25 protein-coding genes are annotated in these 25372 nt (G+C 71.0%); 14 read left to right on the top strand and 11 right to left on the bottom strand.

Going from position 1 to position 25372, the window contains the following annotated elements; translation table 11 throughout:
* Position 1: 1 nt before the first annotated feature.
* The 4 genes from AAHG03_RS22365 to AAHG03_RS22350 are packed head-to-tail and all read right to left on the bottom strand — an operon-like array spanning position 2 to position 2242.
* Entirely contained in the window at positions 2-598 is a 597-nt protein-coding gene (locus AAHG03_RS22365; protein ID WP_342153313.1) for a hypothetical protein, read from the bottom strand.
* Positions 595-1140, bottom strand: coding sequence for a hypothetical protein (locus AAHG03_RS22360; RefSeq protein ID WP_342153311.1), 546 nt, complete (start codon positions 1138-1140; stop codon positions 595-597). Before AAHG03_RS22360 ends, AAHG03_RS22365 begins: the two co-directional genes overlap by 4 nt.
* A gap of 4 nt (positions 1141-1144) precedes the next feature.
* Positions 1145-1744: a hypothetical protein gene (locus tag AAHG03_RS22355; protein ID WP_342153309.1), complete on the bottom strand. Its 600-nt coding sequence runs from the start codon at positions 1742-1744 to the stop codon at positions 1145-1147.
* 3 nt (positions 1745-1747) lie between these two features.
* The gene (locus AAHG03_RS22350) at positions 1748-2242 is read right to left on the bottom strand and encodes a hypothetical protein (RefSeq protein WP_342153308.1); all 495 of its coding nucleotides are present in this window, start codon (positions 2240-2242) and stop codon (positions 1748-1750) included.
* A 101-nt stretch (positions 2243-2343) separates the two neighbouring features.
* On the opposite strand from AAHG03_RS22350, the gene AAHG03_RS22345 reads away from it, so the two are divergent.
* From AAHG03_RS22345 to AAHG03_RS22310, 8 genes are all read left to right on the top strand, one after another.
* Positions 2344-2880: a hypothetical protein gene (locus AAHG03_RS22345; RefSeq protein WP_342153306.1), complete on the top strand. Its 537-nt coding sequence runs from the start codon at positions 2344-2346 to the stop codon at positions 2878-2880.
* A 98-nt stretch (positions 2881-2978) separates the two neighbouring features.
* Positions 2979-5567, top strand: a complete 2589-nt coding sequence (locus tag AAHG03_RS22340) for an AAA family ATPase (RefSeq protein WP_342153304.1) — start codon at positions 2979-2981, stop codon at positions 5565-5567.
* 11 nt (positions 5568-5578) lie between these two features.
* The gene (locus AAHG03_RS22335) at positions 5579-5824 is read left to right on the top strand and encodes a hypothetical protein (RefSeq protein ID WP_342153303.1); all 246 of its coding nucleotides are present in this window, start codon (positions 5579-5581) and stop codon (positions 5822-5824) included.
* On the top strand, positions 5805-6245 hold the full coding sequence (locus AAHG03_RS22330) for a hypothetical protein (protein ID WP_342153302.1): 441 nt from the start codon (positions 5805-5807) through the stop codon (positions 6243-6245). The genes AAHG03_RS22335 and AAHG03_RS22330 overlap by 20 nt, the downstream gene beginning before the upstream one ends.
* Positions 6246-6326: 81 nt before the next feature.
* Positions 6327-6701: a hypothetical protein gene (locus AAHG03_RS27185; protein WP_459558964.1), complete on the top strand. Its 375-nt coding sequence runs from the start codon at positions 6327-6329 to the stop codon at positions 6699-6701.
* Positions 6698-7150 (top strand): hypothetical protein, encoded by a 453-nt coding sequence (locus AAHG03_RS22320; RefSeq protein ID WP_342153300.1) that lies wholly within the window; start codon positions 6698-6700, stop codon positions 7148-7150. The genes AAHG03_RS27185 and AAHG03_RS22320 overlap by 4 nt, the downstream gene beginning before the upstream one ends.
* Before the next feature lie 38 nt (positions 7151-7188).
* Positions 7189-7539, top strand: coding sequence for a helix-turn-helix domain-containing protein (locus tag AAHG03_RS22315; protein WP_342153299.1), 351 nt, complete (start codon positions 7189-7191; stop codon positions 7537-7539).
* A 45-nt stretch (positions 7540-7584) separates the two neighbouring features.
* Positions 7585-7788, top strand: coding sequence for a hypothetical protein (locus AAHG03_RS22310; protein WP_342153297.1), 204 nt, complete (start codon positions 7585-7587; stop codon positions 7786-7788).
* A gap of 13 nt (positions 7789-7801) precedes the next feature.
* On the opposite strand, the gene AAHG03_RS22305 is transcribed toward AAHG03_RS22310, so the two are convergent.
* Complete coding sequence (locus AAHG03_RS22305) at positions 7802-8095, bottom strand: nucleoside/nucleotide kinase family protein (RefSeq protein ID WP_342153296.1); 294 nt, start codon at positions 8093-8095, stop codon at positions 7802-7804.
* Positions 8096-8708: 613 nt separating this feature from the next.
* Here AAHG03_RS22305 and AAHG03_RS22300 point away from each other — a divergent pair.
* Both AAHG03_RS22300 and AAHG03_RS22295 read left to right on the top strand, forming a co-directional pair.
* Entirely contained in the window at positions 8709-10874 is a 2166-nt protein-coding gene (locus tag AAHG03_RS22300; RefSeq protein WP_342153295.1) for a hypothetical protein, read from the top strand.
* Positions 10875-10906: 32 nt separating this feature from the next.
* Positions 10907-11431: a hypothetical protein gene (locus AAHG03_RS22295; protein ID WP_342153294.1), complete on the top strand. Its 525-nt coding sequence runs from the start codon at positions 10907-10909 to the stop codon at positions 11429-11431.
* Positions 11432-11543: 112 nt separating this feature from the next.
* Here AAHG03_RS22295 and AAHG03_RS22290 read toward each other — a convergent pair whose 3' ends face one another.
* The gene (locus tag AAHG03_RS22290) at positions 11544-11951 is read right to left on the bottom strand and encodes an AAA domain-containing protein (RefSeq protein ID WP_342153292.1); all 408 of its coding nucleotides are present in this window, start codon (positions 11949-11951) and stop codon (positions 11544-11546) included.
* Positions 11952-12645: 694 nt separating this feature from the next.
* On the opposite strand from AAHG03_RS22290, the gene AAHG03_RS22285 reads away from it, so the two are divergent.
* Complete coding sequence (locus tag AAHG03_RS22285) at positions 12646-15651, top strand: N-6 DNA methylase (RefSeq protein ID WP_342153291.1); 3006 nt, start codon at positions 12646-12648, stop codon at positions 15649-15651.
* The gene (locus AAHG03_RS22280) at positions 15651-16310 is read left to right on the top strand and encodes a hypothetical protein (RefSeq protein WP_342153289.1); all 660 of its coding nucleotides are present in this window, start codon (positions 15651-15653) and stop codon (positions 16308-16310) included. Before AAHG03_RS22285 ends, AAHG03_RS22280 begins: the two co-directional genes overlap by 1 nt.
* 278 nt (positions 16311-16588) lie before the next feature.
* Here AAHG03_RS22280 and AAHG03_RS22275 read toward each other — a convergent pair whose 3' ends face one another.
* Together AAHG03_RS22275 and AAHG03_RS22270 are read right to left on the bottom strand one after the other, a co-directional pair.
* On the bottom strand, positions 16589-16789 hold the full coding sequence (locus tag AAHG03_RS22275; protein WP_342153287.1) for a hypothetical protein: 201 nt from the start codon (positions 16787-16789) through the stop codon (positions 16589-16591).
* A 33-nt stretch (positions 16790-16822) separates the two neighbouring features.
* Positions 16823-17068: a hypothetical protein gene (locus tag AAHG03_RS22270; RefSeq protein WP_342153285.1), complete on the bottom strand. Its 246-nt coding sequence runs from the start codon at positions 17066-17068 to the stop codon at positions 16823-16825.
* Positions 17069-17309: 241 nt separating this feature from the next.
* Between AAHG03_RS22270 and AAHG03_RS22265 the strand changes: the two genes are divergently transcribed.
* Entirely contained in the window at positions 17310-18848 is a 1539-nt protein-coding gene (locus tag AAHG03_RS22265) for a sensor domain-containing diguanylate cyclase (protein ID WP_342153283.1), read from the top strand.
* Positions 18849-19169: 321 nt separating this feature from the next.
* Positions 19170-21398 (top strand): CHASE3 domain-containing protein, encoded by a 2229-nt coding sequence (locus AAHG03_RS22260; RefSeq protein WP_342153282.1) that lies wholly within the window; start codon positions 19170-19172, stop codon positions 21396-21398.
* 4 nt (positions 21399-21402) lie between these two features.
* On the opposite strand, the gene AAHG03_RS22255 is transcribed toward AAHG03_RS22260, so the two are convergent.
* The 3 genes from AAHG03_RS22255 to AAHG03_RS22245 all read right to left on the bottom strand — a co-directional run bounded on the left by AAHG03_RS22255 (position 21403) and on the right by AAHG03_RS22245 (position 25221).
* Positions 21403-22389 (bottom strand): HWE histidine kinase domain-containing protein, encoded by a 987-nt coding sequence (locus tag AAHG03_RS22255; RefSeq protein ID WP_342153376.1) that lies wholly within the window; start codon positions 22387-22389, stop codon positions 21403-21405.
* A gap of 242 nt (positions 22390-22631) precedes the next feature.
* Positions 22632-22877 carry an HWE histidine kinase domain-containing protein gene (locus tag AAHG03_RS22250; protein ID WP_342153281.1) on the bottom strand — a complete coding sequence of 82 codons (246 nt, stop codon included), beginning with the start codon at positions 22875-22877 and terminating at the stop codon, positions 22632-22634.
* Positions 22834-25221 (bottom strand): bifunctional diguanylate cyclase/phosphodiesterase, encoded by a 2388-nt coding sequence (locus tag AAHG03_RS22245; RefSeq protein WP_342153280.1) that lies wholly within the window; start codon positions 25219-25221, stop codon positions 22834-22836. The genes AAHG03_RS22250 and AAHG03_RS22245 overlap by 44 nt, the downstream gene beginning before the upstream one ends.
* Positions 25222-25372 lie beyond the last annotated feature (151 nt).

Raw genomic sequence — 25372 nt, 5'->3', positions numbered from 1 at the left:
CTCAGCCGTAGTACCGTGAGAAGTCGAGCTCGCGGGACTTGAGCGCGGCCGCCGCGATGGCCGGGGCGTCCCGGTTTCCGTCGACGACCGCCCGCAGGGCCTCGCGGTGCAGCCAGTCCTCGACGATGTGGTCCGCGCAGCCCCAATGGATGCCGTTCTGGTTGGCCAGGGCGGCCACGATGGCGTCGACGGCCTCGACGGAGAACGACAGGCGCTCCTCGACGTCGATCCAGCAGACGACGTGGCCGTACCGGTCCCAGTCGCCCTTGTGCTGAACGGTGAACACCTCGCCGTCCTCGTCCGAGACGCCGCGCAGCAGCATGACGTCCTCGTCCTCGCCGCTGCCGCTTTCGAAAAAGATCGCCCACACTGGCCGGTCGGTCGGGATGCCTTTGTGGCCGCTCTGCCAGGTCTCCCGCTTGGCCGACTGCGCCGCCTGGAGCTCCGCCTCCTTGTGCTCCAAGGTCGCGATGATGCCCTTGGCCTGCACGCCGAACAGGAAGTCGTCCTCGCGGCGGCCGTCGGCGAGCTGGTCCCGCCAATGGGCGAGGTGGGCCTGAACCTGCGCCAGGTTGTCCATGTCGTCGAAGACGCTCACGCCCCCACCCCCATCAGCTTCCGTAAGTCGCCGGCGAGCGCGGCGCGCCCCTCGACCCGGCCGTCCTTCCGGCCCGCGCGCTCGCCCGCCGCGAACGCCAGCAGCAGGGCGACGAGGACCTCGACGGGCGGGTCGTCGCCGACGTCGCGCTTGCGGGCCTGGAACAGGGGGCGGTTGCGCTTGACGTCGTGGAACAGCCACGTGCCCGGCCAAGCGAGCTTCGGGTTCCGCCAGTCGTAGTCCGTGACGAATACGTCGTCGCCGATCTGCGCGAAGGGCTCCGGGCCGGTCGCGGGCGCCCGGGGCCGGACGCCGCCGGCCTTGTTGAGCTCGGCCTGCGCGGTCTCCTGGCAGAGCTTGGCGAGCCGCGGGCCCAAGCTGTTCATGAAGCGCATGTTGGAGAAGGTCGCGATGCGGGTGCCGCCTTCCCTCACCCCGGCGTCGTCGCGCTCCTCCAGCACCAGCACGATGTCGTCGCGGTTCTCGTGGTCGCCCCAGCAGGTGTCGCCGGCACGCACTAGCTCGAAGCTCTCGGTCGTCATGCGCTTACCCATGGAAGGACCCCACTTGCGGCAGGTCGGCGTCCCGCGTTGGCTTGGGCTCGCTGGTCCACGGCATGCCCCGGACGCTCGCCAGGAAGGCGGCATGCTCAGCCGGCTTCGGCGTCAGGTTGGTCCAGAGCTCGTAGCGGTGCCGGCCGGTCGTGGGCTCGTCGACGCGGACGATGGCCGCCCCGGGCCGCAGGTGCTGGATGACCGCCCGCAGCGCCTCGGCGTCCGCAGCGTGCCGGGCGCGCTCCTCGCGGAGCTCGGCGGCCGCCTTGACCTGGCGGGCCCCCGCCTCCCCAAGGCTCTTGCACATCCGCTCCCGGGCGTCGCGCAGGTAGGCGACGCAAGCCGGGACGTCGGCGAGGTACTCACGCTCGGCGGCCCGGTCCGGGTTTCGCCGGTAGAACTCGGACCCGTCCGGCGTCAGCCCAACGAGGGCGCTCTCCGCGGCCAGGGCGCGGGCCTCGGCCGCCTCCCGCCGGGCTTGCTCGCGGTCGAGCACGTCGTGAAGCTCCAGGACGCATGAGGCGAGCACGTCCTTCGTGCGGTTCATCAGGCTGCGGCGGGTGACGCGCGAGTGGATCTCGAAGGTGGGCATGGCTCAGGACCTCCGCCCGGTGACGCGTTGCAGCATCTCCGCCCGGTGCGCGTCCCGCATCTCCTCGGGGACGAGGGCCGCGACATGAGCGAGCAGCTTGGTCGCTTCGAAAGGGCCCATCCCGTTGACGGCGCACCAGGCGATCTGGTCGCAGAACGCCTCCCATGACCCGCAGGCGGTCGTGCCGTCGGCCATGGTCCGGATGGGGACGTCCCGGAAGCAGAAGGCCCCCGCCGGCTGCGCAGGCTGCCGCACGAACCCCGCGTCTCGGAGGACCTTTAGGCCTGCCTGTGGGTGCCCGAGCATCACGACGTCAGACATGGCCGCTTCGAAGGCTTGCTCGTCCGAAAGAGACCGCAGCCATGCGCGGATGCCTTCCTCCGCTTCAACCTTAGCCCGGCGCCGCTCGCGGACCGCCCTGTCGAGGCGCCCGGCATCCTCGTCGTCGAGCGAGGCGACGGCGCGCGCGAGCTCGTCCAGTTCGGTGTCCTTCAGCATGTCCCGGTCCCTTCCCATCGGAAGGGTACGGGGATCCCTCGATTCGTACAGGGACGCCGCCGGGCCGCTGGCGCGCCGCGGGGGCCGTGCTATCCCGGGGCATGGAGATCACCCTTCAATACGTGTCGCCGGAGCTCTGGTCCCGCCCCGAGGGCTGGACCGCCGTCGGGCTGATCGGGCGCCAGGCGCTCGCCTACGACCCGGAGCGGCGCCCGTTCCTCGTCGGCGAAGGGGAGCCGCAGCCGCTCGACGCCGACGAGGTCAACGCATCCCTCTACCCCGCCATCGAGGCGGCCGCGTCCAGGCTGTGGCCCAGCGGATGGGCGGCACCCCTGTCCGACGTCTTCAAGCTCGACCGGCGCGCCGTGACGCCGAGCCGGATCGGGAAGAAGGGCCTGCCCCCGCGCGTGTTGCGCGCCCTCGCCAGCCTGGCCGACGACGACGAAGCCGCCAGCCGGGGCTATCTCCTCGTGGCGCTGGCCCGCTACGTCGACCGCTATTCCTATCCGCGCCAGGGCCTGGAGGAGAGCCGCGATGACGTGCGCCGCGACGTCGACGCCTGCATGGATGCGCTGCTCGATGCACGGAGGCGTGGACCGATCTTCCCGTCCCGGCGGACGGAGGCCGACGAGGACTGACGCGGTAACGGTTCTGAAAGGTTTGTCGGTCTAGTCCTTGGGATGAACGGTTGGTTTTGACCAGCCGTCACTCGGACAGGTCCTAGGAGACCAGACTGATGACGAAGCCCCCCTCGAAGGGTGCGGCGCCGCTTGAGCACGTCCTGGCCGGGAAGGCCGGACTGTACCGTGGCCGCATCCCCAGCGACCTCTCAGCCCGCATCCTCGCCATCGCGCCCTCGACGGCGCGCCGCAACCGCGCGGCCGTCCTGCGCGAATGCGGTGGCGATGCGTTCCTCGCCGCCCTCTGCCTGTCCCTGCACGCGTCCGGCCTGGACACGCTCGCCTCGCCTGCCGGGACCGGCGACGAGGCCATGTTGGAGCCCCTGTCCCTCGCCTGGGACTCGCTCCGGCGCACCGAGGCCACCTGGCGCGACGCAGGGGCGGCCGCTTGGCTGTCCGCAGCGGGGGTCAACGCTCCGGCCCGGGCCATCCTGCACGACGCCCTGACGCTGTATCTGCACGCCCTCGGCTACCCCGTGGCGACGCCGGTCCTCGTCGAGACGCTGTGGGCCTGCGCCCGGGCTGGGGGCGAGCATGCCCCCGCCTTCGTCCTGCGCGCGTCCGGAGTGGCTCTTCTCGACGAGGGGGGCGACGACGCGCTGCCGGAGATCATCCCCTTCTACGACCCGACGGACCCGCTGGGCATCGCGGAGGTCCACGCCAAGACGTTCCTGCGGTCGACGAACGCGGCGGCCCTGCCGGCGCGCCCGACGCACGCCGAGGAGATGGATGACGACCGTGCGGGCGTGAACCGCGAGGAGGCGTCGGACCCGGACGCGACCGACGAGACCTTCTCCCCGGTCGAGTTCGCCGTCCTCCGCCAGCTCGCCCGCACGCTCGACGCGGTCCCGGGGCTGCGGCAGGCGCTTGCGGAACGGGACGTCGTCGTCACGGTCGACGTCCCGGAGGCCTTGTCGCTCCTCGCCCTGGACGGCAGGTCGAGCATCGCGCTCGGCCTGCCGCTCGGGCTGCGGAAGCATCTCGTCAAGGACGCGCCCAAGGGGAGCGACCGGGACCGGCGGGCGCGCGAGTTCCTGGCCCTGCTGCGTCAGCCGGGCGCGATCCTGTGCCTGTCACCGGACGCGGCGTCCCACCTGCCGGCGGCGGCGCTGCTGGCGGCGGAGCACCGCCTGACGCTGGCCCACATCGACGCGTCCGACGTCGCCGCCGCGATCCGCTCGACGACGGGCGCCGCCTGCTCCCCCCAGGAACGGCGCGCGCTCGACGGGCTGCGCGTCTCCGCGGAGCACCTGGCGGTGTCCATCCGGCCCGGGCGGGCGCCGGCGGACTGCGTCGCCCACCTCGTCCGCCTAGCGGCACCGCCGGCGCCGACGGGCCGCGGTCGGGACATCACGCTGGACGAGCTCTACGGCTGCCGCGAGGTCGTGGCGTGGGGCCGTGAGGTCATCCGCGACCTCCAGGCATGGAGGGACGGTGCACCCTGGTCTTCGGTCGCAAGCGGCGCGCTTCTGTCCGGGCCGCCCGGGACGGGCAAGACCTTGGGCGCTCAGGCCATCGCCGCCAGCGCGGGGATTCCCCTCCTGGCCGCGTCGCTGGCGCAGTGGCAGTCCGAGGACCAGGCCCATCTCGGCACGACGCTGCGGGCGATGAGGCGCTTCTTCGCCGAGGCCAAGGCTCTGGCGGCCGGGAAGTGCGGATGCCTGGTCCTTGTCGACGAGTGCGATGTTTTCGTCGACAGGCGCACCGTCAGGCACGCGCACGCCGACTACGTCCTGGAGATCATCAACGCGTTCCTCGAATGCCTGGACGGCGTGGGCGGCCGGGAAGGCGTCATCGTCATCGGGACGACCAACGACGCCAACCGCATCGACCCGGCCATCCGTCGCCCGGGACGGCTGGGGCGCCACATCGAGATCGGGCTGCCGGACGCCGGGGAACGCGTCGAGATGCTGCGCGTGCGCCTCGGCGACGACCTGCCCGGCACCTACCTGATGCCGGTCGCGTACCGGACCGAGCGCTACACCGGGGCCATGATCGAGGCCCTCGTCGAGGACGCCCGCCGCCGGGCAAGGCATGCCGGGCGCCCGCTGGCCCTCGACGACCTGCTCGCGGTGGCGGGCACGGGCGACGAGGCGACCCCGGCCGCCGTCCTCGACCGGATCGCCGTCCACGAGGCCGGTCACGCCCTGCTGGCTTACCTGGAGGAGCCCGGACGGGAGATGGTCCTGGCCCTGCAGACGCGCGGCGAAGAGCGCGGATGGATGGCGGCCAAGGACCCGCACCAGGGCATCTGGACGCACGCCGCCGTCGAGGAGCACGTCCGGATCATGCTGGGCGGGCGGGCGGCCGAGGAGACGCTCCTCGACAGCGCGAGCTCCGGGGCGCGCCAGGACCTCCTGACGGCGACCCGCATGGCCGTCGGCCTGATCGGCGAGTGGGGGATGGGCGGCCGCGGCCTCGTCGCCGTCGAGCAGGAGCCATCGATGGCGCTGGCGACGGACCCCCTTCTGCGGCGGGACGTGCAGGAGCTCCTCGACCGGCTCTACGGCGAGACCCTGGCCACGGTCCGCCGGCACGCCGGCGCGGTCCGCCGCGTCGCCGACGCCCTGGTCGAGCGGCGCAGGCTCGACGGCGACGAGGTGGCCCGGCTCGTCGCCGGGCCCGCCGCGGCCCCGGTCCGCTAGGAGGGGCCATCATGTCGAAGACCCCTGGCCTGGACGCCGTCCAGGAACGCCTCCGTGCGGCCCAACGCGAGCGCCGCGCCTCCCTCCTCGTCCTCGGCGCCGTCGGCATCGAGATCCAGCGCATGCAGGCCGACGTCCGCGCCGGCCGGGCCCGCGAGGACGACCTCATCCGCGACGCCGGCGTCCTGCTCGGCGCCGCCCTGTCCACACCCTACCGCCCCCTCATGGAGACCCGCGATGTCCGCACCAGCCTCTAAGCCCGCCAAGAAGCCGCCCTTCGTCGTCGGCGACCACCTGTTGCTCGGCTACGCGTGCCTCCGCGCGATGGCGCGGATCGGCCGCGCCCAGCGGGATGGCGAGCACTCGCGCCGGGCCGCCAACGCCGCCAAGCGCCGCATCTACGACATCCCCCGCGAGGTCGGTGAAGGACGGCTAACTCCGGGCGAGGCGGCGCTCGAAATGCTCCGCATCGAGATCACGCTCAAGCGCCGCGCACCCCAGCCGGCGAAGGTGGCCGTCGCCGAGACGTCGTCGGACGCCGTTCGGGAGCCTCACGAGCCCATCGTCCACTACGACCCCGATCCGCCGGGGATCGTGTTCATGGACTTGTACGACACGCCCGAGGATCGGGCCGCCATCAGGAAGGCCAGGGAGGCCTGGGAGGCCCGCGATGCCTGACGCCGCCCCCGCACGAATAGCGCGCCTCCCCCGGCCATCCCTGGCCGGGGCTCCCGTCCCCTTGCTTCCGGAGCGCCCGCCATGACTACCGAAACATCCCCTGTACGCATCCACTGGAATTTGCATTCTTTGTCGTGGAGCATCATCCGCAAGCGCCGCGTCATCGGACACGCGCCCTCCCTGGTCCTCGCTGGGTGCGTCATGCGCGCCAGCGAGGCAGGCAGGCTCCGGTGCCAGGCCGCGGCGCGCCGCGAGGTCGTGGCGACCATCGAGGGCATCATCGCCGACGGCGCCCGGCCCGACGACGCCATCCGTATCGGCTACCGCCCCTCGCAGTCCGGCTTCCGCCGCCGCGACACGGACGAGATCGTCGTCGCCGCCAGCGCCGTGTGGTTCGAGCCTGACGGCACCGCCTGGGCCCTCGCCCCCATTCCCTCCCCGGAGACCTGCCAATGACCGCTACCCGCTTCCTCGTGGCCCTCGCCGCGGTCCTGCTCGCTACCACCGTCCCGGTCGAGGCGGCGCGCCAGGCCCAGCCCGCGCCGGAGGCGCCGCCCTTCCCGCAGGCCGGCGACAGGTGGTTCCTGTCCGTGCGCGGGCCGGCCGCCGGCGGCCGCGCGGGATTCGCGAGGATCTACGCGGACCCGGTCGAAGGCACCGACCGCTGGGCGACGATGGTGACGTGCGGGACGGTCGATCTGAAGACCGGGCGCGAGGTCATCGTCCTGCAGGCCACCGGCGTGGCGGGCCGGAGCCGGCGCGGTGACCTTGGGGGCACGTGGACGCCCGTCGGCGGCGGTGAAACCGGCGGCTTTGGCTTCGAGACGGAAAAGGACCTGGTGGCCCACGTCGTGATGGCGGCCCCGTGCCTGACGGGTCGCGGGGACGTCTCGACTGGTGACTAGCCAGGGCCAAGGCTACCCTCGACCGAAGGAGACCGACGATGCGCAGCAGCCGGTGGGACGACGAGACGACGGACGGCCCGGAACCGTCGGCCGAGGAACACGCGACCGCCGAGGCCGCCCGGCGCCGGCGCGACGTTGGAGAGGCGGTGCGGGGCGTCCGCCTCGCGCGTCGACTGCCCGTCCGCCGCCTGGCCGTCGTCACCGGCATCCCCGAGCGCGTCATCGATGACCTGGAGGCGGGGCGGCCGGTCGACGTCGGCACCGCCATCCTCGTCGCGGAGGCAGTGGGCCTCGATGCCGTGTCGGTCATGACACGCCTCGCGCGAAACCCGACCTGGGCCGCCCCGCAGGTCGACGAGGACGCCCTTCTCCCGTCCCCGCTGGACTAGCGCGGCCGTTGGGATCCTCGATCATCCCGCCAGGAGGACCTCGTCATGGACAGGACATTGGCGACGTGGGCGATCTGCGCCATCGGCCCGGCGATGGCCGGATGGGCCGCCGTGGGCACGCCGCGGATCACGGTGAGCACTTCCGAGCATCGCGGCGGCATCCCGCGTGTGCGCGCCGAAACCCACAACGGGGAAATCGACTCTTCGGCGACATTCGTCGTCACGCGGGCTGCGACATCTGCGCGCTGAGCCCCCAACGATTTCACCAACAGGATGGTGTCGAAGGCGTTGTTGAATTGGCGTCCCGTGTTGGGGGTTCGCTAAGCGGCGATCCCGCTGTGTGCCGGGCGAAGATGAAGGCCGAGGTCAGCGCCATCTCCAGGTCGAGCAGGTCGCCCTCGTTCCGGACGGTCCAGTAGGCCACGATCCGGGCCTGCTCCTGCTCGGACGGGTGCTCCCCGGCGACGAGCCCGGAACGGTCGACGCGGATGAGGAACCCGCCCATCGCCTCGATGGCGTCGGCCTCGTTAACGGACCGAACGTCGTTGACGACCACGCGCTTGCCCTCGCTCCAGGCCCGCTCGACCTGCGCCCGGGCGAGCCGGAGCCGGAGCCAGAGGCCTAACCTCCGCTTCCCCATCCCGAGCGACGACAGTCCTTACCGGACGGCGATGGCGGGCGGTCAAGGCCGGCCCGGGATCGGCCCTTCGTCCCGGGGACGTGACAACCGGAACGGGGGGGCTGTCGAGAGGAGCGGCCCATCCCATGCGGATGGAGTGGTATAAGGATCGGGGGGAAGGACTGACCGTCTCGGGTCCCACGGTCCGGGCTACCGTCCCAGGGGTCACGTGGGGCTGCGCGGGAGGGGGCTCGGCAACCGGCGTGACAACTCGAACGGGGGTCGCGTCGAGTGGACCGGGGCGTCCCGTGCGGATGGAGGGATATAGAAGTCGGGGGAGGAATGGGACGGCCGGGGACCTCCGGTTCGGGTTTCCATCCCCGGGGTCTCGTCAAGGCCTCCGGCTGGGGGCTACCGGCGAACCGGCGTGACAACACGAATCCTCGTAAAACCTGCCCTTCGCGTAGACGAAATGCGCGATTGGCCGTTGCGGTATGCGGATGCACCCGTATAGTTGTCAGTGGGGAATGGTCACCGGAGCAGCGTCGCCGTGTCAGCGTCAGTCGAGATCTTCGACGTCCTCCGCCTCCAGGCCTACGCATTCGTGAGCCGCGTCCACCGGAAGACCGGCGCCCCGGTCACGGAGGAGGCCATGGCGTCGTTCCTCGGCGAGGCCGTGAAGCGGTACGTGGCCGGCGGCGGCGTCGGCGAGCTCACCGACGCGGTCATCGAGGACACGTGCCGGTCCATCACCCGCTTCTGCGTCGCCATGCCGGTGCGGGTTCAGAGCGCTGCGCGGAAGCGCCTGTTCGACGCCATGAGCCCGAGGGGCAAGGCTTGGGCGAAGGCGGACCTGCAGCGGCAGGCTCGGGCGACGAAGGGCCGGAAGGCACACAGGAGCCTACGGGTCGACCGCACCCGGCTCCGGTCCTACGTCGAGCGCGAGGCTGCGCTGTTCTGCGCCGTTCCCGGGCAGGCGTGCACCGACGAGGAGCGGATCGCCGTCGTCGACGCCGTAACCCAGTTTTCGGGGAACATGAGACCGGGCCGCCCCGCCGCCGCCGTCCGTCCGAACCGCACCGCGAAGGGGATGCAGGAGACGGACTTCCAGATCGGGCAAGTCCTCGGCTACGAGAAGGCGATGGCGGAAGATGAGAGGCGCGAGCCTCGCCGTCTCTCCATCGACGTCATCTACTCCCGTCTGCAGACGGAGTGGGTCGTCCTGGACGGCGGCCGGACGTCGAAGGGGCTGCCCGGCGTGACGCGGGCCTCGGTCCGCGGCGCCGTCGAGCGGTCGCTGGGGCAGCCTCGGCGGGGCGCCGCCCTCGACCGCCTGCCCCCGACCGCACGCGACCTCGCCAGCGCCCTGGAAGCCGAGCTCCCGCGGAACCGCATCTCGGTCGTCGAGACCGACGCCGTCGCCCGGAAACTCTGGGCCCCGGCCAGGACGCCCGAGGGCCGTCGCCAGCATGTCCGCCGCCTGCGCGTCGCCACCGCGGCCATCGAGGACGCAGGCATCGGCCTGCACCTCGCCGTCGTCGGATCGCATGTGGTCGTCGGGCGCGGCCGGAAGCTTCCCGAAGGCGACGCGCTCCAAATTCTCGTCGACGGCGCCGTCAACCCGGTGCGCGGGCGCCGTCGCGTCACGGTTCTGTCGAGGGGCCTTGTGCCGTCCCGCCAGGGCCTGTGGGGGACCGAGGAAGGCAACATCGCCAAGTCTGTGTGTCGCGTCGCCGCGAGCCAAGGCGGGCACGACGACGTGTACGTGACCCTTTCCGCCGCCGGGCAGGGCGGGGCCGCGGACGACTTCTCGGCCGTCTGGGACGGGGCCGGCGAGCCCGTGCAGCACGACAGCCTCGTCCTGGCCGACGCCGTCGAGAAGGCGGCGCAGAGCTATGCCTACGGGAAGCTCTCGCCCCAGTCCTCGTCCGGCGTCGAGCTCGTCCGCACCGTCGTCACCAAGGCGCGGGACGCGGGGCTCGACCAGGCTTGGGCCGCCTACGTCGCCAAGGGCGCCATCGCCGACCGCCTCCTCCGCAGCACGAACGGCGCGCGGGAGCGTGTCCGGCGCATCGGGGCGGCCCTGTCCCGGGCCACGTGCCCGGAGGCCTGGGAGGCGGCGATCTTGCTCGATGCCTATTCCGTCCGCCCCGGCCGCCGCCACTCGCACCCGGTCGTTACGATGCCCCGCGCGCCCAAGCCCGTCGTTGCCCCCGCGCCAGCCCCGCAGGCCGAGTTCTACCCGACGCACGTCAAGGACGCCTCGCTCTCGAAGGACATGATCGACGAGATCAAGGCCCACTGGAGCGTCAACGCGGTGCGGCCGGCGATGCAGGCCATGCGGGCCATCTACCTCGGCTACGACATCGAGGACGCGAAGCAGTTCGACCTCGACGAGCTCGCGGTCCCGGCGACCGTGGATGAAGTCGCGGAGGGACTCCGGCGCGTCTTGAGGTGGTGGAAGACGCCGGAGCTCGCGATGGTCGCGAGCCTCGACGAGGAACTGAAGGGCGCGCTGCGCCAGGCCATCGTCAACGCGGGCGTCGCCCTGCGCGAGCACGGCAGCCTGGCGTTCCGCTACGCCGCCGGCGTTGTCCTGGTCATCGCGGCCTATGCCGGTTCGGTCGACGGTGCGCGCAGCCTGCCCCGTCGCCTCGCCGAGGCGGACGAGCGGTTCCGGTGGGGGATCACGCGCATGGCGGACGCAGCCGCCTGACGCCCTAGTGGGATGCATGGTCGAGGGGCACGATGCTCTCCATGACCGAGCCCCGCACCCCCGAACGCGAGACGTCCGCCGCAGCCCGCCGCCGCGCCGCCGCCGCCGACCGCGCCCGCCGGTGGCGCGAGGAGCAGCGCAAGGCCGAGCTCGCCCGCGAGGCCGAGAACGCCGCCCTGCGGACCGAGGTCACCGCGCTGCGGGCCGAGTGCCAGGCCGCCGCAGTCCGCGAGGATAAGCCCGCCCGGCTGCGTGCGGAGCTCTACACTCTGCGCGACGAGCGTGACCGGCTCTGGACGCACTCCGACCGTCTGGCCAAGGCCGACACCGTCGACGAGGACGTCATCAGGGCCCTCATCAAGATGGGCGCGATCCGCCGCTCCCCGGCCGGTCCGCTCGCCATCGGCCGGCCCACGGTCTCGGTAAGCGACGTCATCAGCGTGGCGGGCCTGGTTCGGTGCGGCGGACAGGAAGCAGGGCAGGCAGCGTACGACGCGGCTCGCGCCCATGTCCTTGAGCGCGTCGCCATGCTCGTCCCGACGTCCTACGATGCGTAGGGGCACCGCCTGCGTCGCGCGGAGGCGTGGGAGGGTGTCACCGAGATCAAGAGCCGCTTCCATCTTGGTGGAGCCGGCATCGGCGTTTGGACAGCTTTCCACCTCGCGGCCATTAGGTTGGCTCGCGCAACTCCAACGATGTGGGCCAGCTCCTCGCCAGGCGGGCGAACACACCGGCATCGGCCCAGGCCGGGCGGGACCCGACCACGTAGAGGTTCTCCTGGGCCCGGGTCGCGGCGGCGTTGAGGATGTTGGGCGCCTCTCCCGCCCATCCCCGAGTACCCCGCTGGGCTGGCATCGGGGTCCCAAGGACGAGGATCACGCTGTCGGCCTCGCGGCCCTGAACGGTATAGACGGTGCCGATCCGCTCGCGCTTCCAGCGGTACGTGTCCTGGGTCCACTTCGACAGGACGCCCGATGCCAAGATGCGTTCGCGAAGGCGCCGGGCCACAATGAGGAAGGGGCTAATCACGTGGAGGTCGAGATCCGGCAACCCGGCATCGGAGAGGCGGCGCAGCATGTCGAGACCACGGCCCCTCGGCGTCCGACCACTTGTCCTCGGTGTGCCCGCCGGCCAAGTCGAGCCATTGGCAAGGTCCCAGGACGTCGCGGATGGCGGAGGCCCGGCTTGGCGTCGCCCGGGCACGCTCAAGAAGAAGATGGGCGTTCGGGTCGCGTTCGGGCGCTGTTTCGAACCCTGCGATGAGGGCCGCTACGCTCGCCGGGCCCGCTGAGGACGGGAGGCCCGGACGGCCCGGGCGCTTCCGGTTCATGCCATGCCTTGAGGATGCGGGCTTGGGGCGAAAGCCACACGCCAGGGCCCCTGCGGCATCGGCCGAACGCGGGACAGATGCGCCCTCTCCGTGCAGAAGGCTCGTCGGCGCCGGGGTGGCGCGGCCCCGATGCTGTGAAACGCCAAGCCTGGACCCATAATGGCGTCGGCCCCTCGATCCGTTCACTCCATCGCAAACCCGACGCCTCACACTCAAGCTTCCCCGGCCGGCGCAAGCCGTCCCATCCCCTCGTGCCCCGCCTTCCATGCAGAGCCACGCCACCTCTCCCAGACGCCGGGACGACCGTGCCGCGACCTCACTCGGGCGGGCGGCGTGGGAAGGCGTCGCGCCCGTCGTCCGCATCCGCAGCCCAGCCCGCGCGGCCGGCCGTCGCGGCGACGTAGCAGGCGCTAGGAAAGCCGCCCTTTTGGGAGGGTCGTCATGAGCGACCTCCTCGAACGCGTCCTGTCGCGGACCGGCTTCGTCGATGCCGGCTGCGGCGACATGCCGGGGCTCCGCCGGCATGCGGTCGGCAACCCGCACCTCGAAGCGGCCTTCTCCCCCAGGGCTGGCCTCCAGGCGGACGCGGTCTACGAGACCGATGACGGCGCCAAGCTGATCGTGAAGGAGACCGGCGCCGGTGAGGCCGGGGAGATGCACGAGCGGGCCTGGAACCTCGGCTTGGCCCCGCTCCTCTGGATCGTTACGCCTTACGAGGTCCGGGTCTACGACGCGTTCCGCGGCGTTGGGACCGAGGAGGACCGGGGGCCGGTCGCGACCTATCGTACGGACGTCAAGGCCGAGATGGCAGCCCTCGACGAGTTCTGCGGCCGCTTCTCGCTGGACACCGGGACGTTCTGGGCCTCCGACCTGGCGAAGGGCATCCATCGCGCAGGCAAGGTCGACCAGGTCCTGCTCCAGGAGATCCAGTCCCTCGAACAGCACCTGGTGGAAGTCTCGGTGGCCCAGCCGGGAGGCATGGGCATGGCGGAGGCCCGGGGCGCCTGCCAGGAGCTTGTGACCGCGACCTTGTTCGCGAGCTACGTCACGGACAGAGGCGACATCGCGACGCCCTTCGACGGGTCCTATCGCATCGGGGATGTGGGCCTGGCCGAGCTCTTCCGCTCGCGGTCGTCGGCCCTGGCGCTGTTCGACTGGCTGCACGAGACCTTCAACGGCGACGTGTTCCCGCAGGGCATGGGGGAGAGCCTGCGGGACGAGCACCTGCCGCTGCTCGAAGACTTCGCCCGGGGTACGAGCCTCAGGAAGCGCGACGCGGGGCAGATGCAGCTCTTCCGCTTCCGGTTTGACACGGTCCCCATTGAGCTTATCAGCGCGGTCTATGAGGCGTTTGCCCGGCGGGCGGCGTCGGATATGGCGCGCGAGCTGGGGCTTCACTACACCCCGGTCGAGCTCGTCCACATGGCGCTCGACCCCGTCTTCGAGGACCTCGACGGCACGGCGCGCATTCTCGATCCCACATGCGGCTCGGGCCTCTTCCTCGTGCAATCCCTGCGACGCTTGGCATGGAAGTGCTGCGGCGACGGCCCGAGGCCGCGTTCCGTGGTGCGCGACATCCTTTACCAACAGGTGCACGGCATCGACATCCAGAGGGCGGCGCTGCGGATCGCGGCCTTCAGCCTCTACCTGGCCGCCTTGGAACTGGAGACTACGGCCGATCCCGGGGAGAGTATCCGGTTCGAGCCGCTCATCGGCCGCACCCTGCACGAGATGGACTTCCTCTCCGCCGCGGCGCGCGACCTCGCGCGCGGGCTCGGCGTCGACGCGGTCGTCGGCAACCCGCCCTGGACGCACGCCGCCAAGGGCGGGGACGAGGGACGCACCAGGAAGGCCAGGGCCAAGCACGACGACGGCGGCTCGGGCCGCTCGCCCGACCATCGATTCCTGCTGGCCGCGGTCGACATCGTCGGTCGGGGTGGGCGCATCGCGATGTACCTGAAGGCCACGCCCTTCATGTCGAGGATGTGGTCGGCTCGGCTCTTCCTGGAGCGGCTGCTGAATGGCCTCGACCGGGTCGCCCTCATCAACATGTCGCCCCTGCGCATGTCGGGGCTGTTCTCGGAGGCCAAGGCCCCGGGCCTGTTCCTCTGCGCCAATTGCGGGAACCTGCCGCCGTCCGACAGGATCCTCGTTGGCACGTTCCCTTGGACGGATGACTTCGAGCGGAGCGGCGCGCTCGCCCTGTCCTCCGCAGACATCGCCGAGGCCGGGAAGGCCGATGTCATCGCGAACCCTTCGTACCTCAAGGCGTCGTCGCTGGGCACGCCGCGCGACATCGCACTGATCGAGCGGTTCGAGCACGAACTCGTGCCCCTCGGGTCCTTCCTCTCGGAGGCGGGCGTCGTCTCCGGGCAGGGCTTCCAGGTCAAGGGCGAGGCCCGCGACAAGCCCAAGGCCGTGCCGGAGGCCATCCTGGACCTGCCGTCCGTCAAGCCCGAGGATTACGCACCCCTGAGCCTGGAAGGGCGGCCCAAGCCGAGCCTGCGCCAACGCGGGCACCTGGAGCTCCTGCATGCCCGGAGCCGTGATCTGTACCGCGCGCCGCTAGTGGTGTTCCCGAAGTCCGCGCACAGGCTCGCCCTCCATCCCGGCAGGACTAGCGCCGCGCTCTCCGGTGAGGACCTTGCCTTCTCGCACGGCTTCTACGGGTTCTCGTTCGCCGAGGCCGACCCAAGGCTGCCGGCCATCGTCTGCGCCCTGCTAAACTCGGCGATGCCGAGCTACCAGTTCCTCCTAGGGGCCGGTCCCATCGGCATGGAACGACCGAACGTGCTGCTGCAGGACCTCCGGGCCCTGCGCATCCCGCGGTTCGTCCCGACCGACGCCCTGGCGGAGAAGGCGGGACGCGCCCTGGCGAGCGCCCGATACGACGGCTGTGAGGCCGTCGACGCTCTCGTCGCTGACCTCTACAGTCTGAGGGGCGACGAACGCGCTCTCGTCCGCGACGCAGTGGCCCGCGGGCGCTCGACGCTCCTTGGGACCGCCTTGGCGCGCCTCCAAGACGTCGAGCCCCCTGAGAGGCGGCAACTCGTCGATTACGCCGCCGCCGCGTGCCGCACGGTGAACGCCGTCCTCAGGATCTCCGGCCGCCAGCACCTCGTCGCCGAGGTCGCGCCCGGCTCGAAGCTGGGCGACGACCGACTCGACCGGTTCGCCACCGTTCGGTTCCGGACCGAGCCGGGGCGCGCCCCGGCGGACGTGGTGTCAGCGATGCCGGATACGGAGGCCGGGCGGCTTCTCCACGACCTCCGCCACCATCTCCTGCGGTCGCCGACCCCCTACCTGCGGGAACGCCGCTCGGTCCGCATCTACGACGGGGCGCAGGTCACCATGGTCAAGCCGGCACAGCGACGTTACTGGACGGTCGCCGCCGGGTTGCAGGACGGCGACGCCATCCTCGCGGACCATGCCCCGGGGCGCGCCTGATGCCGTTCCAGCGACAGGGCGTCCGGCCGGTGGGGCGCGGCGACCTCGGCATCTCGGGCGACAACATAGTCCTGATCGTCCAACTGATCGTGCAGGCGGCTAGGCGCACGCGCCGGCGCCTGTACGCGAGCGGCGTGGCTTTCGACGAGAACAAGATCACCATCGAGCTGCACAAAGAGATCGTCCGCATCATACGGCGGCGCGGCTTCTACCACCTCGCGTTCATGCTGGAGGCGAGCCTGAACAACCCGGACGGCGAACTCGGCAAGGTGGACGGCCGGATCGACCTGCAGGTCGTATTCGCGGAGTGGCTGCGGCCGGAGGAGTATTACTTCGGCGTAGAGTGCAAGAGGCTGCGGCCGGGTGATTCCGGCACGTTCCGTTACTACGTCGACGCGGGCGTGGGGAAATTCGCTGACGGGACCTACGCCCCGGGCCATCCCGCGGGGATGCTCGTGGGCTACCTCATGGCCAACGCCGAGGGGGCCGTGACGGATGAGCTCTCGCGCAGGGTGTCCTCGAAGTATCCCGGGGCTGTCACGCTGAACGGCTGGCCGGACAAGTCGTACCGCGATGCCGACATCGTCGCCGGGGATGTGCCCCGCGCCGCCGGGCAGCCCATCAACATCCTGCATACCGTCGTGCGGATGCACGGCTGAGGCGGTTGGGCCAGCGGAGGGTTCAAGCCCTCCTGTCGCGGGCCACTGTCGACTTTGCTGGGACGCGTAACACCTTCGAGCGGGAGAGTCGAAATAGTAGGGTAGCAGTTCGCCAACCGCTTGTTCAGCTATGCGCCATCAGCGGACCTTCGACCCAAGACACTGGAATGGTCGCTTGCAGCCCAACAGCTGCCATTGAGATGGAATGGTTGGTCCGGCAGCCACAACATCCTCCGGCCGTGACCGCACTGACGCTCGGCGTCGTCGGTAAGAAGGCATTACCGGAGCTGCAATGGCGCAACCCAGCCTTCCGCCATCTGAGCGTGCTCCTCGCCGCCGGACTGATCAGCCTTGGCGCGGATTGGCTCGCTCTCGGCCAGACGGTCGCGTTCTGGATTGTCGCCGTCATGGCGGCGGGCGCAATTCTGGCGAGAGGTGACCTGACCGGCATGTCGACGATGCGGCACCTGATCGGCCAAGCCATGTCCCCGTTCCGGTCACCTGCTGTGGCCTCAGGTCGAAAGACGCCGCGTGTTGGCCGCGACCAGCTCCCGGTAGCGGGCCACGACCTCGTCCTGTGATCCGCCGGCCAGCAAGGTGTTGGCGGCTTCCATCGCGGCCACGACCTTCTCGCCCACCATCGAGATCATCTCGGCCTGGGCTTCCGCGCCGCCCCAGGCAATTCGCACCAGCCACAACTCGATGACCTTCTGCGCCTCGATGGCGAGCAGGAACGCGGCATAGAAGGTGTTCGACATGCAAGCTCCGGCGTGGACGGCGCAACCTGTAACGCACCGAGCGCGGTCGTAGTGCCGCCGGAGGGATACGCAGGGGGCTCGGGAATGCCGAGGGCCGCTCTCAAAAATCCTCCGCATCGCGGGTACCCCTCGTTAGGCACGACGAAGTTAAAACGCCAGGAGCGGATTCGGCGGAAAGCACCCGTCAGCGTCTCGCATCTTATCAATCAAGCAACGACGACGAAGCTCGGGAGAGCCGCTGATGGTCCTGCCTTCACGCCTCGCGCGCCTGCTCCGCTCCACCCATACTTGGATCGGGCTGGGCGTGCTCGCGCCGCTCGGCATGCTCCTGGTTTCGGGACTGATGCTGCTCGACCTGCGCCAGGACGCCTGGGACAAGGCCGAGCAGACATCGAGGAACCTGCTCCAGGTCATCGAGCGCGACATCGCCCGGAACGTAGAGGTCATCGACCTCACCCTTCGGGCCGTGCAGGACAACATGCGGATGCCGGGTCTCGCCAAGCTCGACCCGGACATGCGCCAGCTCGTGCTGTTCGACCGGGCCACGAGCGCGCGCGACCTCGGCGTCATGTTCGTCCTCGACGAGAATGGCGACGTCGTCGAGGACGCGGCGGCCTCGCCACCGCGCAAGGGCAACTACGCCGACCGCGACTACTTCCAGGCGCACAAGGCCAACCGCCATCTCGGCCTGTACGTCGGCCGCCCCATCGTCTCGCGCCTGACTGGCGAGCGTATGGTCAACTTCAGCCGGCGCATCGACAAGCCCAACGGCTCGTTCGGCGGGTTGGTCCTGGGCAGCCTGAAGCTCACCTACTTCGCCCGCCTCTTCGACCAGATCGGCCTTGGGCAAGAGGGCGCGATCAACCTCTACCTGCGCGACGGCACTCGCATCACCCGCCACCCCTATCTTGAGGCCGACGTCGGCGTGAACATCGCCGGGTCCCGGACCTTCGACCGATTCGCGCGGGAGGGCGCCGGCAAGTTCGTCGAGACCTCCGTCCGCGACGGCGTCCGGCGGCTCTACACGTTCAGCCAGGTTGGCGACCTCCCCCTGATCCTGAACGTGGCGCTCGCCGTCGACGAGGTCGAGGCCGGGTGGCGGGCGAAGGCCGTCGTGATCGGGACCGTCGTGCTCCTGCTGTGCGGCCTCACCGTCGTGCTGTCCCTCCTGTTCGGACGCGAGCTCCGCCACCGTGCCGGCATGCAGGCCGAACTCGCCCGGTTGTCACTCACCGACGCGCTGACGGGACTGCCGAACCGGCGCCGCTTCGAGGAGGCGTTCGAGCTGAACAGGGACGGCGCGCGGCGCACCGGCAGGCCGCTGTCGCTGCTCGTCGTCGATGCCGACCACTTCAAGCGCTACAACGACCGTTACGGCCACGCGGTGGGCGACGAGGTGCTCAAGGGGCTCGCCCAGTCCCTCTCCGCCGCCGTGCAGCGGCCGGACGACCTCGTGGCCCGCGTCGGCGGCGAGGAGTTCGCGATCCTGCTTCCCGACACGGACGGGGACGGCGCCATGCGCATCGCCGGCAATGTGCACCGGGCGGTCGCGAGGCTGGCGGTGCCATCGGCGGGCATCAGGGCCGGCGCGGTGACCGTCAGCATCGGCCTCGCGACCGACCACGGCTCTGCACAGGAGCGGCCGGAAGGATTGTACCAAGCCGCCGACGCGGCCCTGTACGAGGCCAAGTCCGGCGGGCGCAACCGGACCCGCTGCGCTTCCGGCCCCGTCGGGACTGGCGCGAGCAAGATGCCCCCGCTGCGCCTCGCCAGCGCCTGACGCACCATGATCGGGCGGGCCGCCGTCGGCGTCATGCGCCCACCTCCGCACGGGTAGCGGGCCGATCCGAACGTCCGTGCCCCATGGCCGAGACCTTGTCAGTGACCGGCGACCGTGGACCGGTCGGCGCCTCCCGAAACGCACCACGCGGTTGCGAACGCACGGACGGACACGCCCTTAATCCGCAATTCCCCCGCAATCGTGCTGCATCGGCGTCACCGGGCCAGCCGGCATCCGCCCGGCCGCGCAGGCCGACTCCCGAGCCAGGTGCATCGACGGCATCGCTCGGCCGTCGGCGGGGACGGCACGGACATTCCAAGCATGAGCCAGTACCTCGTCAGGGGCGCCAACGTCCTCGTCCTCGTCGTCCCGCTGCTCTTCCTGGGCCTGATCGGGGCCCTCAGTTGGGAGCGGCTCAACGCCTCCCGCGACGCCCGCATGTGGTCGCAGCACAGCTACCGCGTGCTCGCCACGATGAAGGACCTTGCAATCGCCTTGCGCGACGCCGAGCGCGGCCAGAGAGGCTACGTGCTCACCGGTAAGGACGAATACCTTGTCCCCTACCGCGAGGGACGCGACCGCATCGCCCTCCTGCAAGGCGAGTTGCAGAAGCTCACCGCCGACAACGCGACCCACCAGGAGCGCCTGCGCACCCTGGCGCCCGTCGTCCAGCACAAGCTGGAGGAGCTCGCCCAGACCGTGCAGGCCCGTCGCGACGGCGGGTTCGAGACGGCGCTGCGCATCGTCGACACGGACGAGGGCCGCAACCACATGCGGGAGGCGGAGGCCGTGCTCGCCACCATGCTGAGCGTGGAGCAGCGGCTGCTCGACGAGCGCCTCGCCCAGAACGACGCCCGCGCCTGGTGGGTGCGCTGGCTGGTCGTCGCAGGATCGGCGCTCGCCGTCCTGACGCTGCTTTGGGCCGCGCGCCTCCTGAACCAAGCGTGGTCGCGCTCCTACGAAACGGAGGCCGAGCAGCGCGACTTGGCGCTGCGCCTGCGCACCACGCTGGACAGCCTGAGCCAAGGCGTCGCGGTGTTCGGGTCCGACCGCAGGCTGGCAAACTCGAACGCGTGTTTTCAAGTGCTCCTCGATCTGCCGAAGGCGATGCTGCGGCCGGGAACCGCCTATGCCGCCTTCGCCGAGCACACGGCGGAGCCGGGCCGACCCGCGCTGGAGACCGAGGACCAGATCCGCCACGGCAGCCGGAACCCGCGCGAGGCGGTCACCTACGAGCGGGAGCGGGCGGACGGGCACCACCTGGAGATCCGCCGGACCCCGATGCCGGACGGCGGCTTCGTCCTGACCATCTCCGACATGACCAAACGCGCCCAGGCCGAGGGGGTGCTCCGCGAGGCGCAGAAGATGCAGGCCATCGGGCAGTTGACCGGTGGCATCGCGCACGACTTCAACAACCTGCTGCAGGTCATCCTCGGGAACCTGGAGTTCGTCCGGGCCAAGCTCGACGGCGACGCCAAGCTGCAGAGCCGCATCGAACGGGCCTCGTGGGCGGCCCAGCGAGGAGCCACGCTGACCGGCCAACTCCTCGCCTTCGCGCGCAAGCAGCCGTTGGCGCCGGCCGCCATCGACCTCGCCGCGACGATGCCCGACCTCGTGCCGCTGCTTCGGCGGACGCTGGGCGAGCACATCGAGGTCCGCTACGTCGAGACCGCGGGCCTGTGGCCGGCGATGGCCGATCCGGCGCAGCTTGAAAGCGCGGTCCTGAACCTCGCCCTGAACGCCCGGGACGCCATGCCTGGCGGCGGCCGCCTGACCATCGAGCTCGGTAACAAGGTGCTCGACGAGGAGTATGCGCGGCACCACGCCGAGGTCGTGCCCGGCGACTACGCCATGGTGGCTGTCTCCGATACCGGCCACGGCATGACGCCAGAGGTGGTCGCTCGCGTCTTCGAGCCCTTCTTCACGACCAAGCCCGACGGCAAGGGCACCGGGCTCGGTCTCGCCATGGTGTTCGGCTTCGTGAAGCAGTCGGGCGGCCACGTGAAGATTTACTCGGAGCCCGGCGAGGGCACGACGGTGAAGATCTACCTGCCGCGTGCAATTGGGGCCGCGGCCGTCCTGCCCCCGCGGACCGGCTCGCCGGTGGAGTTGCCGCGTGGGTCGGCGACGGTGCTGGTCGTCGAGGACGAGCCGGCGGTGCGCGAGATCGCCTGCGCGATCCTGGCCAACCTCGGCTACCGGGTGCTGGAGGCGGCCGACGGCGAGGAGGCGCTGCGCGTCTTCGGTGCCAACGCCGCGTCCGTCGAACTCCTGCTCACCGACGTGGTGCTACCCGGCAAGGTGCGGGGCCGCGAGCTTGCCGAGCGGGTCCGGGCCGTCCGGCCGGAAGTGCGGGTGGTGTTCATGTCGGGCTACACCGAGAACAGCATCGTGCACCACGGACGCCTGGACGACGGGGTGCAACTCATCGGCAAGCCGTTCAAGCGCGAGCAACTCGCCCGGAAGGTCGCCGAGACGCTCGGGACCGATTCCGTGCCGGTCGCAGAGGCCGGAAACGTCGTCGCGCTACGTCTCAGGCCGGAGGCGTAGACGGTCAGCCGGACCCGGCGGGCAACGGGATGCGCACGGAGACCCGCAGCCCGTCGGGCGCGAAGTCGACGTCGACCTCGGCGCCGGTCTGGGAAGCCAGCACCTTCTTCAGCAGGCGGTGGCCGAAGCCCTCTCGCGTGGGATGCGCGGCGGGCGGGCCGTCGTGCTCGTTCCAGGCCCAGCGCAAGACGCGGCCGGCAGGCCCGTCCTCGACCCGCCAAGACACCTGGAGGCGGCCGTTCGGATCGGCGAGCGAACCGTGCCTGAGGGCGTTGGTGGTCAACTCATGCAAGGCCATGCCGACCGGCACGGCGAGCTCGGACGGCAGAACGACCCTCGGTCCGTCCAGGGCGAGGCGGCCCCGCTCGTCGTAGGGGTCGAGCTCCGCCCTCAGCAGCCCGTCGAAAGAGGCGGCCTGGGCGAGGTCCTCCGTGATCAGCGCATGAGTTCGGGCGAGCGAGCCGATCCGACCGGAGAAGGCGCGTGTGAACTCGGCGACGGTGAGCGAGGAGCGCGCCGTGGCGTTCACCACGGCCTGCACCGTGGCAAGAGTGTTCTTCACCCGGTGATGAAGTTCCCGCACCATCAGCGCCTGCCGGTCCTCGCCGCCGCGCCGCTCGGTGATGTCACGCTGGGCGGAGACCCAGTGCGTAATGCAGCCATCTGCATCCCTCACCGGGGTGATCAGCCACTCCACCATGTAGGTCGAGCCGTCCTTGCGGTAGTTCACGGCCTCGCCCTGGAACGGCTCGCCGGCGAGCAACGCGGCCCTCATGCGGTCGAGCACTGTGCGTTCCGTTCCGGGTCCCTGCAGCAGGCGCGGCGTCCGGTCGACGACCTCGTGCGCCTCGTAGCCGGTCATGCGGGTGAAGGCCGGGTTCACGTATTCGATGCAGGGACCCGGCTCCTCAAGCTCCGCCGAGGTGATGACGATGGCCTCACCGGAAGCCTCGACGGCGGCGCGCAGCAGCCTCGGGTCCGCGGTCCCCATACGCGAATTGTCCTGCACGGCCCGCCCGTCCTCCAGGATCAGCCGTCATCGAACGGCCCGCGAATCTGCCCGCCCAAAATCGGGCCCGCGATGCCTAACCTTCGGCCGCGCTGTGGGTTGCCGCGCCTTTTCGCCCAGACGGGGTCCAGGGACGGTGCCGGGGTGGGGCAATCGCGAGGAGCCGCGGCACGCCTCGCGACCGGGGCCTTTGCCCCCGTCATGCCGCGGCCTCGTGGTTGGCCTCATGCATGAAGGCGAGCGACGTTGCAGCGCGGCAAATGTGGCCGTGTGAGGATGTCGTGCGCGCGGCCCGGCGAGATCAGGCGGGCGGAGAAGGCCTCGTTGGCCGCGGCGTGGTCGTAAGCGTTGCGGGAGGTCTGGCCAGCGATGGCCCGGACCGGCGCGAGCATGCTCTTGACCGGATGCTGTCCCTCGTCGACGGGCTCAGGCGCTTTTTCGGTCGTCGGCGATGAGCGGCCCCTTGCCATGCGTGTACCGGGCGAACTGCCCGATGGGGGATGGCCGGCCCATCAGATAGCCCTGTGCGGCGTGGCACTGCTCGGCGACGAGGAAGCCGAGTTCGGCCTCGGTCTCGACGCCTTCGGCCAGGACCGGCAGCCCGAGGCCGCGTCCCAGGCCAAGCACCGAGCGCACGATGGCGGCGGTCTGCTCGTTGCTGTCGACGGACCGCACGAACGAGCCATCGATCTTGATCTTGTCGAACGGAAACGAGCGAAGGTTCGAGAGCGACGAGTACCCCGTGCCGAAGTCGTCCATGGCGATGCGAAGGCCGAGCGCTTTCAACTGGCGCAGGGTGAGGAGCGCCCGGTTCGGGTCGCTGATGAGGGCGGTCTCCGTCACCTCGACCTCAAGCCGGTGCGGCGCCAGCCCGGTCCGGAGCAGCACCTCGTGCACGAGGCCGACGAAGTGGGGGCTGTGGATCTGCACCGCCGAGACGTTGACGGCGATGGACAGGGGCTGCGGCCAGGTCGCGGCCTCGCGGCACGCCTCGCGCAGCACCCACTCGCCGATCTGCAGGACGGCATCGCTCTCCTCGGCGATGGGGATGAACACGGCGGGCGAGACGAAGCCGCGCTCGGGGTGCCTCCACCGCAGCAGCGCCTCGAAGCCGATGACCTCGCCGGTGCCGACGTCGGTCTGGGGCTGGTAGACGAGGTGCATCTCGCCGCGGGCCACGGCGTGGCGCAGGTCGTGTTCCAGGAGGCGGCGCTCGCGCACCTCGATGCCCATCCTCGCCTCGAAGAACCGGTAGGTGCCGCGGCCCTCCGACTTGGCGCGATACAGGGCGGTGTCGGCGTAGCTGAGGAGTGCCGCCCGCTCCTGCGCGTCGTCGGGGTAGAGGGCGATGCCGATGCTGGTGGCGATCTGCGGTCCGTTGCCTTCCGCCTTGCCGGCGCGCAGCGCCTCCAGGATGCGCTCGGCGAGGCGGCCGGCCTCCGAAGGCCCGTCGCACGGCATCAGGACGGCGAACTCGTCGCCGCCGAGCCGGGCCATCGTTTGGGTATCGTCGAGCGCGGCCGAGACGATGCGGGCGACGCTCTCCAGCATGGCGTCGCCGGCCGCATGGCCGAAGAGGTCGTTGACCTCCTTGAAGCGGTCGAGGTCGAGGCAGAGCACCGCGAGCTTGCGCCCGCCCGCGTCGGCGACGCGCATCTCCTGGTCGAGGCGCTTGCCGAAGCTGGCGCGGTTGGCGAGCCCGGTGAGCGCGTCGTGGTGGGCGAGGAACTGGATCTGGCTCTCGGCCTGTCGGCGGTCCCGGAGGTCGCGCACGGCGACGGCGTAGTGCGGCCGGCCGGCGTGCTCGACCGGCTGCATGATGACCTCGACCGGAACGAGCGTGCCGTCGGCCTGCCGAAGCTCGGCCTCGACGGCGCGCTCGGGCTGCCCGGCCATGGCGAGCCTGGCCGCGTCGCCCGGCAGGTAGCCCGACAGCGCCGTGCCCGCCAGCGCGCCCTGCGGCAGGCCGACGAGCCTGGCGAAGCTCCGGTTGGCGGACACCACGGTGCCGCCGGTGCAGACGACGAGTCCCTCGACCGCGGCGTTCGCGAGGCTGTGCAGGCGCTCGGCCTCCGTCCTGGCGTGCCGGCGGTCGCGGACGTCGAGCGCCAGGGCGGCCCCGGCGAGCAGCAGGATGGCGAAGCTCGCGAGCGCCACGGCCACCGCGAGCCACGCGTTCGGGACGGCGGACGCCGAGACGGAGAGCGTCGGGTCGGGCGTGACCGTGACGGCTCCCATGGCGGTGAAGTGGTGGCTGCAGATGGCGAGCAGCAGCAGGAGGGCTGCCGGCAATTGGCGGGCGAGGCCGCGGGCGCCGAGCTGTGCCGCCAGCGCCGCGCCGCCAAGGATGCTCCCCAGGGCGAGAGAGGCACCGACCGTCGCAGGGGCCCATGCCTTGTGGCCGGCGACGTCGTATGCGGCCATGCCGGTGTAGTGCATCGCGGCGATGCCGAGTCCGAGGACCGCGCCTCCGGCCCAAGCCGCCGCCCGGCCGCCGACGAGGACCGCGAGCGACAGCCCGGAGCCGGCCAGCGCGATGGCGATGACAAGCGAGAGGCCAGTGAGCGCGAGGTCGTAGCCGCTCGGCACGCCGGGCGCGAAGGCAAGCATGGCGATGAAGTGGGTCGCCCAGATGCCCGAGCCGCCGGCCGCCGCGGCGACGGCGAGCCAACCCGTCTGGGCCCACCCCCTGGCACGCCGCGCATGGCTGACGAGGCAGACCGTCGTGAGCGCGGACAAGGCGCAGATGCCGGCCGCGAGTGCGACGAGCCGGAAATCATGGGCCTCGACGAGGCAGCCGACGACGGTGAGCATGGAGTGGTCCTGGGGGCTTTCGAGTCGCGAGGATGGCCCAAGTCAGTTTAGGCCGATTTAATCGTACGCAACCGGAAGGCGGATCCACAGGTATATCGGCGCCCCGGAGGGCATCGGCCCGGCACGACCGTCCCACACCTGCGCGGCGGCC

This window comes from Methylorubrum subtropicum (assembly GCF_038442325.1).
Lineage (GTDB): Bacteria > Pseudomonadota > Alphaproteobacteria > Rhizobiales > Beijerinckiaceae > Methylobacterium > Methylobacterium subtropicum.
This window is presented reverse-complemented; position numbering and strand designations above follow the sequence as displayed.

What these genes read in the sequence shown, in the direction of transcription:
- AAHG03_RS22280 (WP_342153289.1), top strand. Translation starts at nt 15,651, where the DNA reads ATGCCGTTCCAGCGACAGGGCGTCCGGCCGGTGGGGCGCGGCGACCTC.
- AAHG03_RS22340 (WP_342153304.1), top strand. Translation starts at nt 2,979, where the DNA reads ATGACGAAGCCCCCCTCGAAGGGTGCGGCGCCGCTTGAGCACGTCCTG.
- AAHG03_RS22315 (WP_342153299.1), top strand. Translation starts at nt 7,189, where the DNA reads ATGCGCAGCAGCCGGTGGGACGACGAGACGACGGACGGCCCGGAACCG.
- AAHG03_RS22255 (WP_342153376.1), bottom strand. Translation starts at nt 22,389, where the DNA reads ATGGGGACCGCGGACCCGAGGCTGCTGCGCGCCGCCGTCGAGGCTTCC.
- AAHG03_RS22265 (WP_342153283.1), top strand. Translation starts at nt 17,310, where the DNA reads ATGGTCCTGCCTTCACGCCTCGCGCGCCTGCTCCGCTCCACCCATACT.
- AAHG03_RS22270 (WP_342153285.1), bottom strand. Translation starts at nt 17,068, where the DNA reads ATGTCGAACACCTTCTATGCCGCGTTCCTGCTCGCCATCGAGGCGCAG.
- AAHG03_RS22250 (WP_342153281.1), bottom strand. Translation starts at nt 22,877, where the DNA reads ATGGCAAGGGGCCGCTCATCGCCGACGACCGAAAAAGCGCCTGAGCCC.
- AAHG03_RS22350 (WP_342153308.1), bottom strand. Translation starts at nt 2,242, where the DNA reads ATGCTGAAGGACACCGAACTGGACGAGCTCGCGCGCGCCGTCGCCTCG.
- AAHG03_RS22345 (WP_342153306.1), top strand. Translation starts at nt 2,344, where the DNA reads ATGGAGATCACCCTTCAATACGTGTCGCCGGAGCTCTGGTCCCGCCCC.
- AAHG03_RS22260 (WP_342153282.1), top strand. Translation starts at nt 19,170, where the DNA reads ATGAGCCAGTACCTCGTCAGGGGCGCCAACGTCCTCGTCCTCGTCGTC.
- AAHG03_RS22245 (WP_342153280.1), bottom strand. Translation starts at nt 25,221, where the DNA reads ATGCTCACCGTCGTCGGCTGCCTCGTCGAGGCCCATGATTTCCGGCTC.
- AAHG03_RS22285 (WP_342153291.1), top strand. Translation starts at nt 12,646, where the DNA reads ATGAGCGACCTCCTCGAACGCGTCCTGTCGCGGACCGGCTTCGTCGAT.
- AAHG03_RS22290 (WP_342153292.1), bottom strand. Translation starts at nt 11,951, where the DNA reads ATGCTGCGCCGCCTCTCCGATGCCGGGTTGCCGGATCTCGACCTCCAC.
- AAHG03_RS22295 (WP_342153294.1), top strand. Translation starts at nt 10,907, where the DNA reads ATGCTCTCCATGACCGAGCCCCGCACCCCCGAACGCGAGACGTCCGCC.
- AAHG03_RS22355 (WP_342153309.1), bottom strand. Translation starts at nt 1,744, where the DNA reads ATGCCCACCTTCGAGATCCACTCGCGCGTCACCCGCCGCAGCCTGATG.
- AAHG03_RS22320 (WP_342153300.1), top strand. Translation starts at nt 6,698, where the DNA reads ATGACCGCTACCCGCTTCCTCGTGGCCCTCGCCGCGGTCCTGCTCGCT.
- AAHG03_RS27185 (WP_459558964.1), top strand. Translation starts at nt 6,327, where the DNA reads ATGACTACCGAAACATCCCCTGTACGCATCCACTGGAATTTGCATTCT.
- AAHG03_RS22335 (WP_342153303.1), top strand. Translation starts at nt 5,579, where the DNA reads ATGTCGAAGACCCCTGGCCTGGACGCCGTCCAGGAACGCCTCCGTGCG.
- AAHG03_RS22360 (WP_342153311.1), bottom strand. Translation starts at nt 1,140, where the DNA reads ATGACGACCGAGAGCTTCGAGCTAGTGCGTGCCGGCGACACCTGCTGG.
- AAHG03_RS22330 (WP_342153302.1), top strand. Translation starts at nt 5,805, where the DNA reads ATGTCCGCACCAGCCTCTAAGCCCGCCAAGAAGCCGCCCTTCGTCGTC.
- AAHG03_RS22310 (WP_342153297.1), top strand. Translation starts at nt 7,585, where the DNA reads ATGGACAGGACATTGGCGACGTGGGCGATCTGCGCCATCGGCCCGGCG.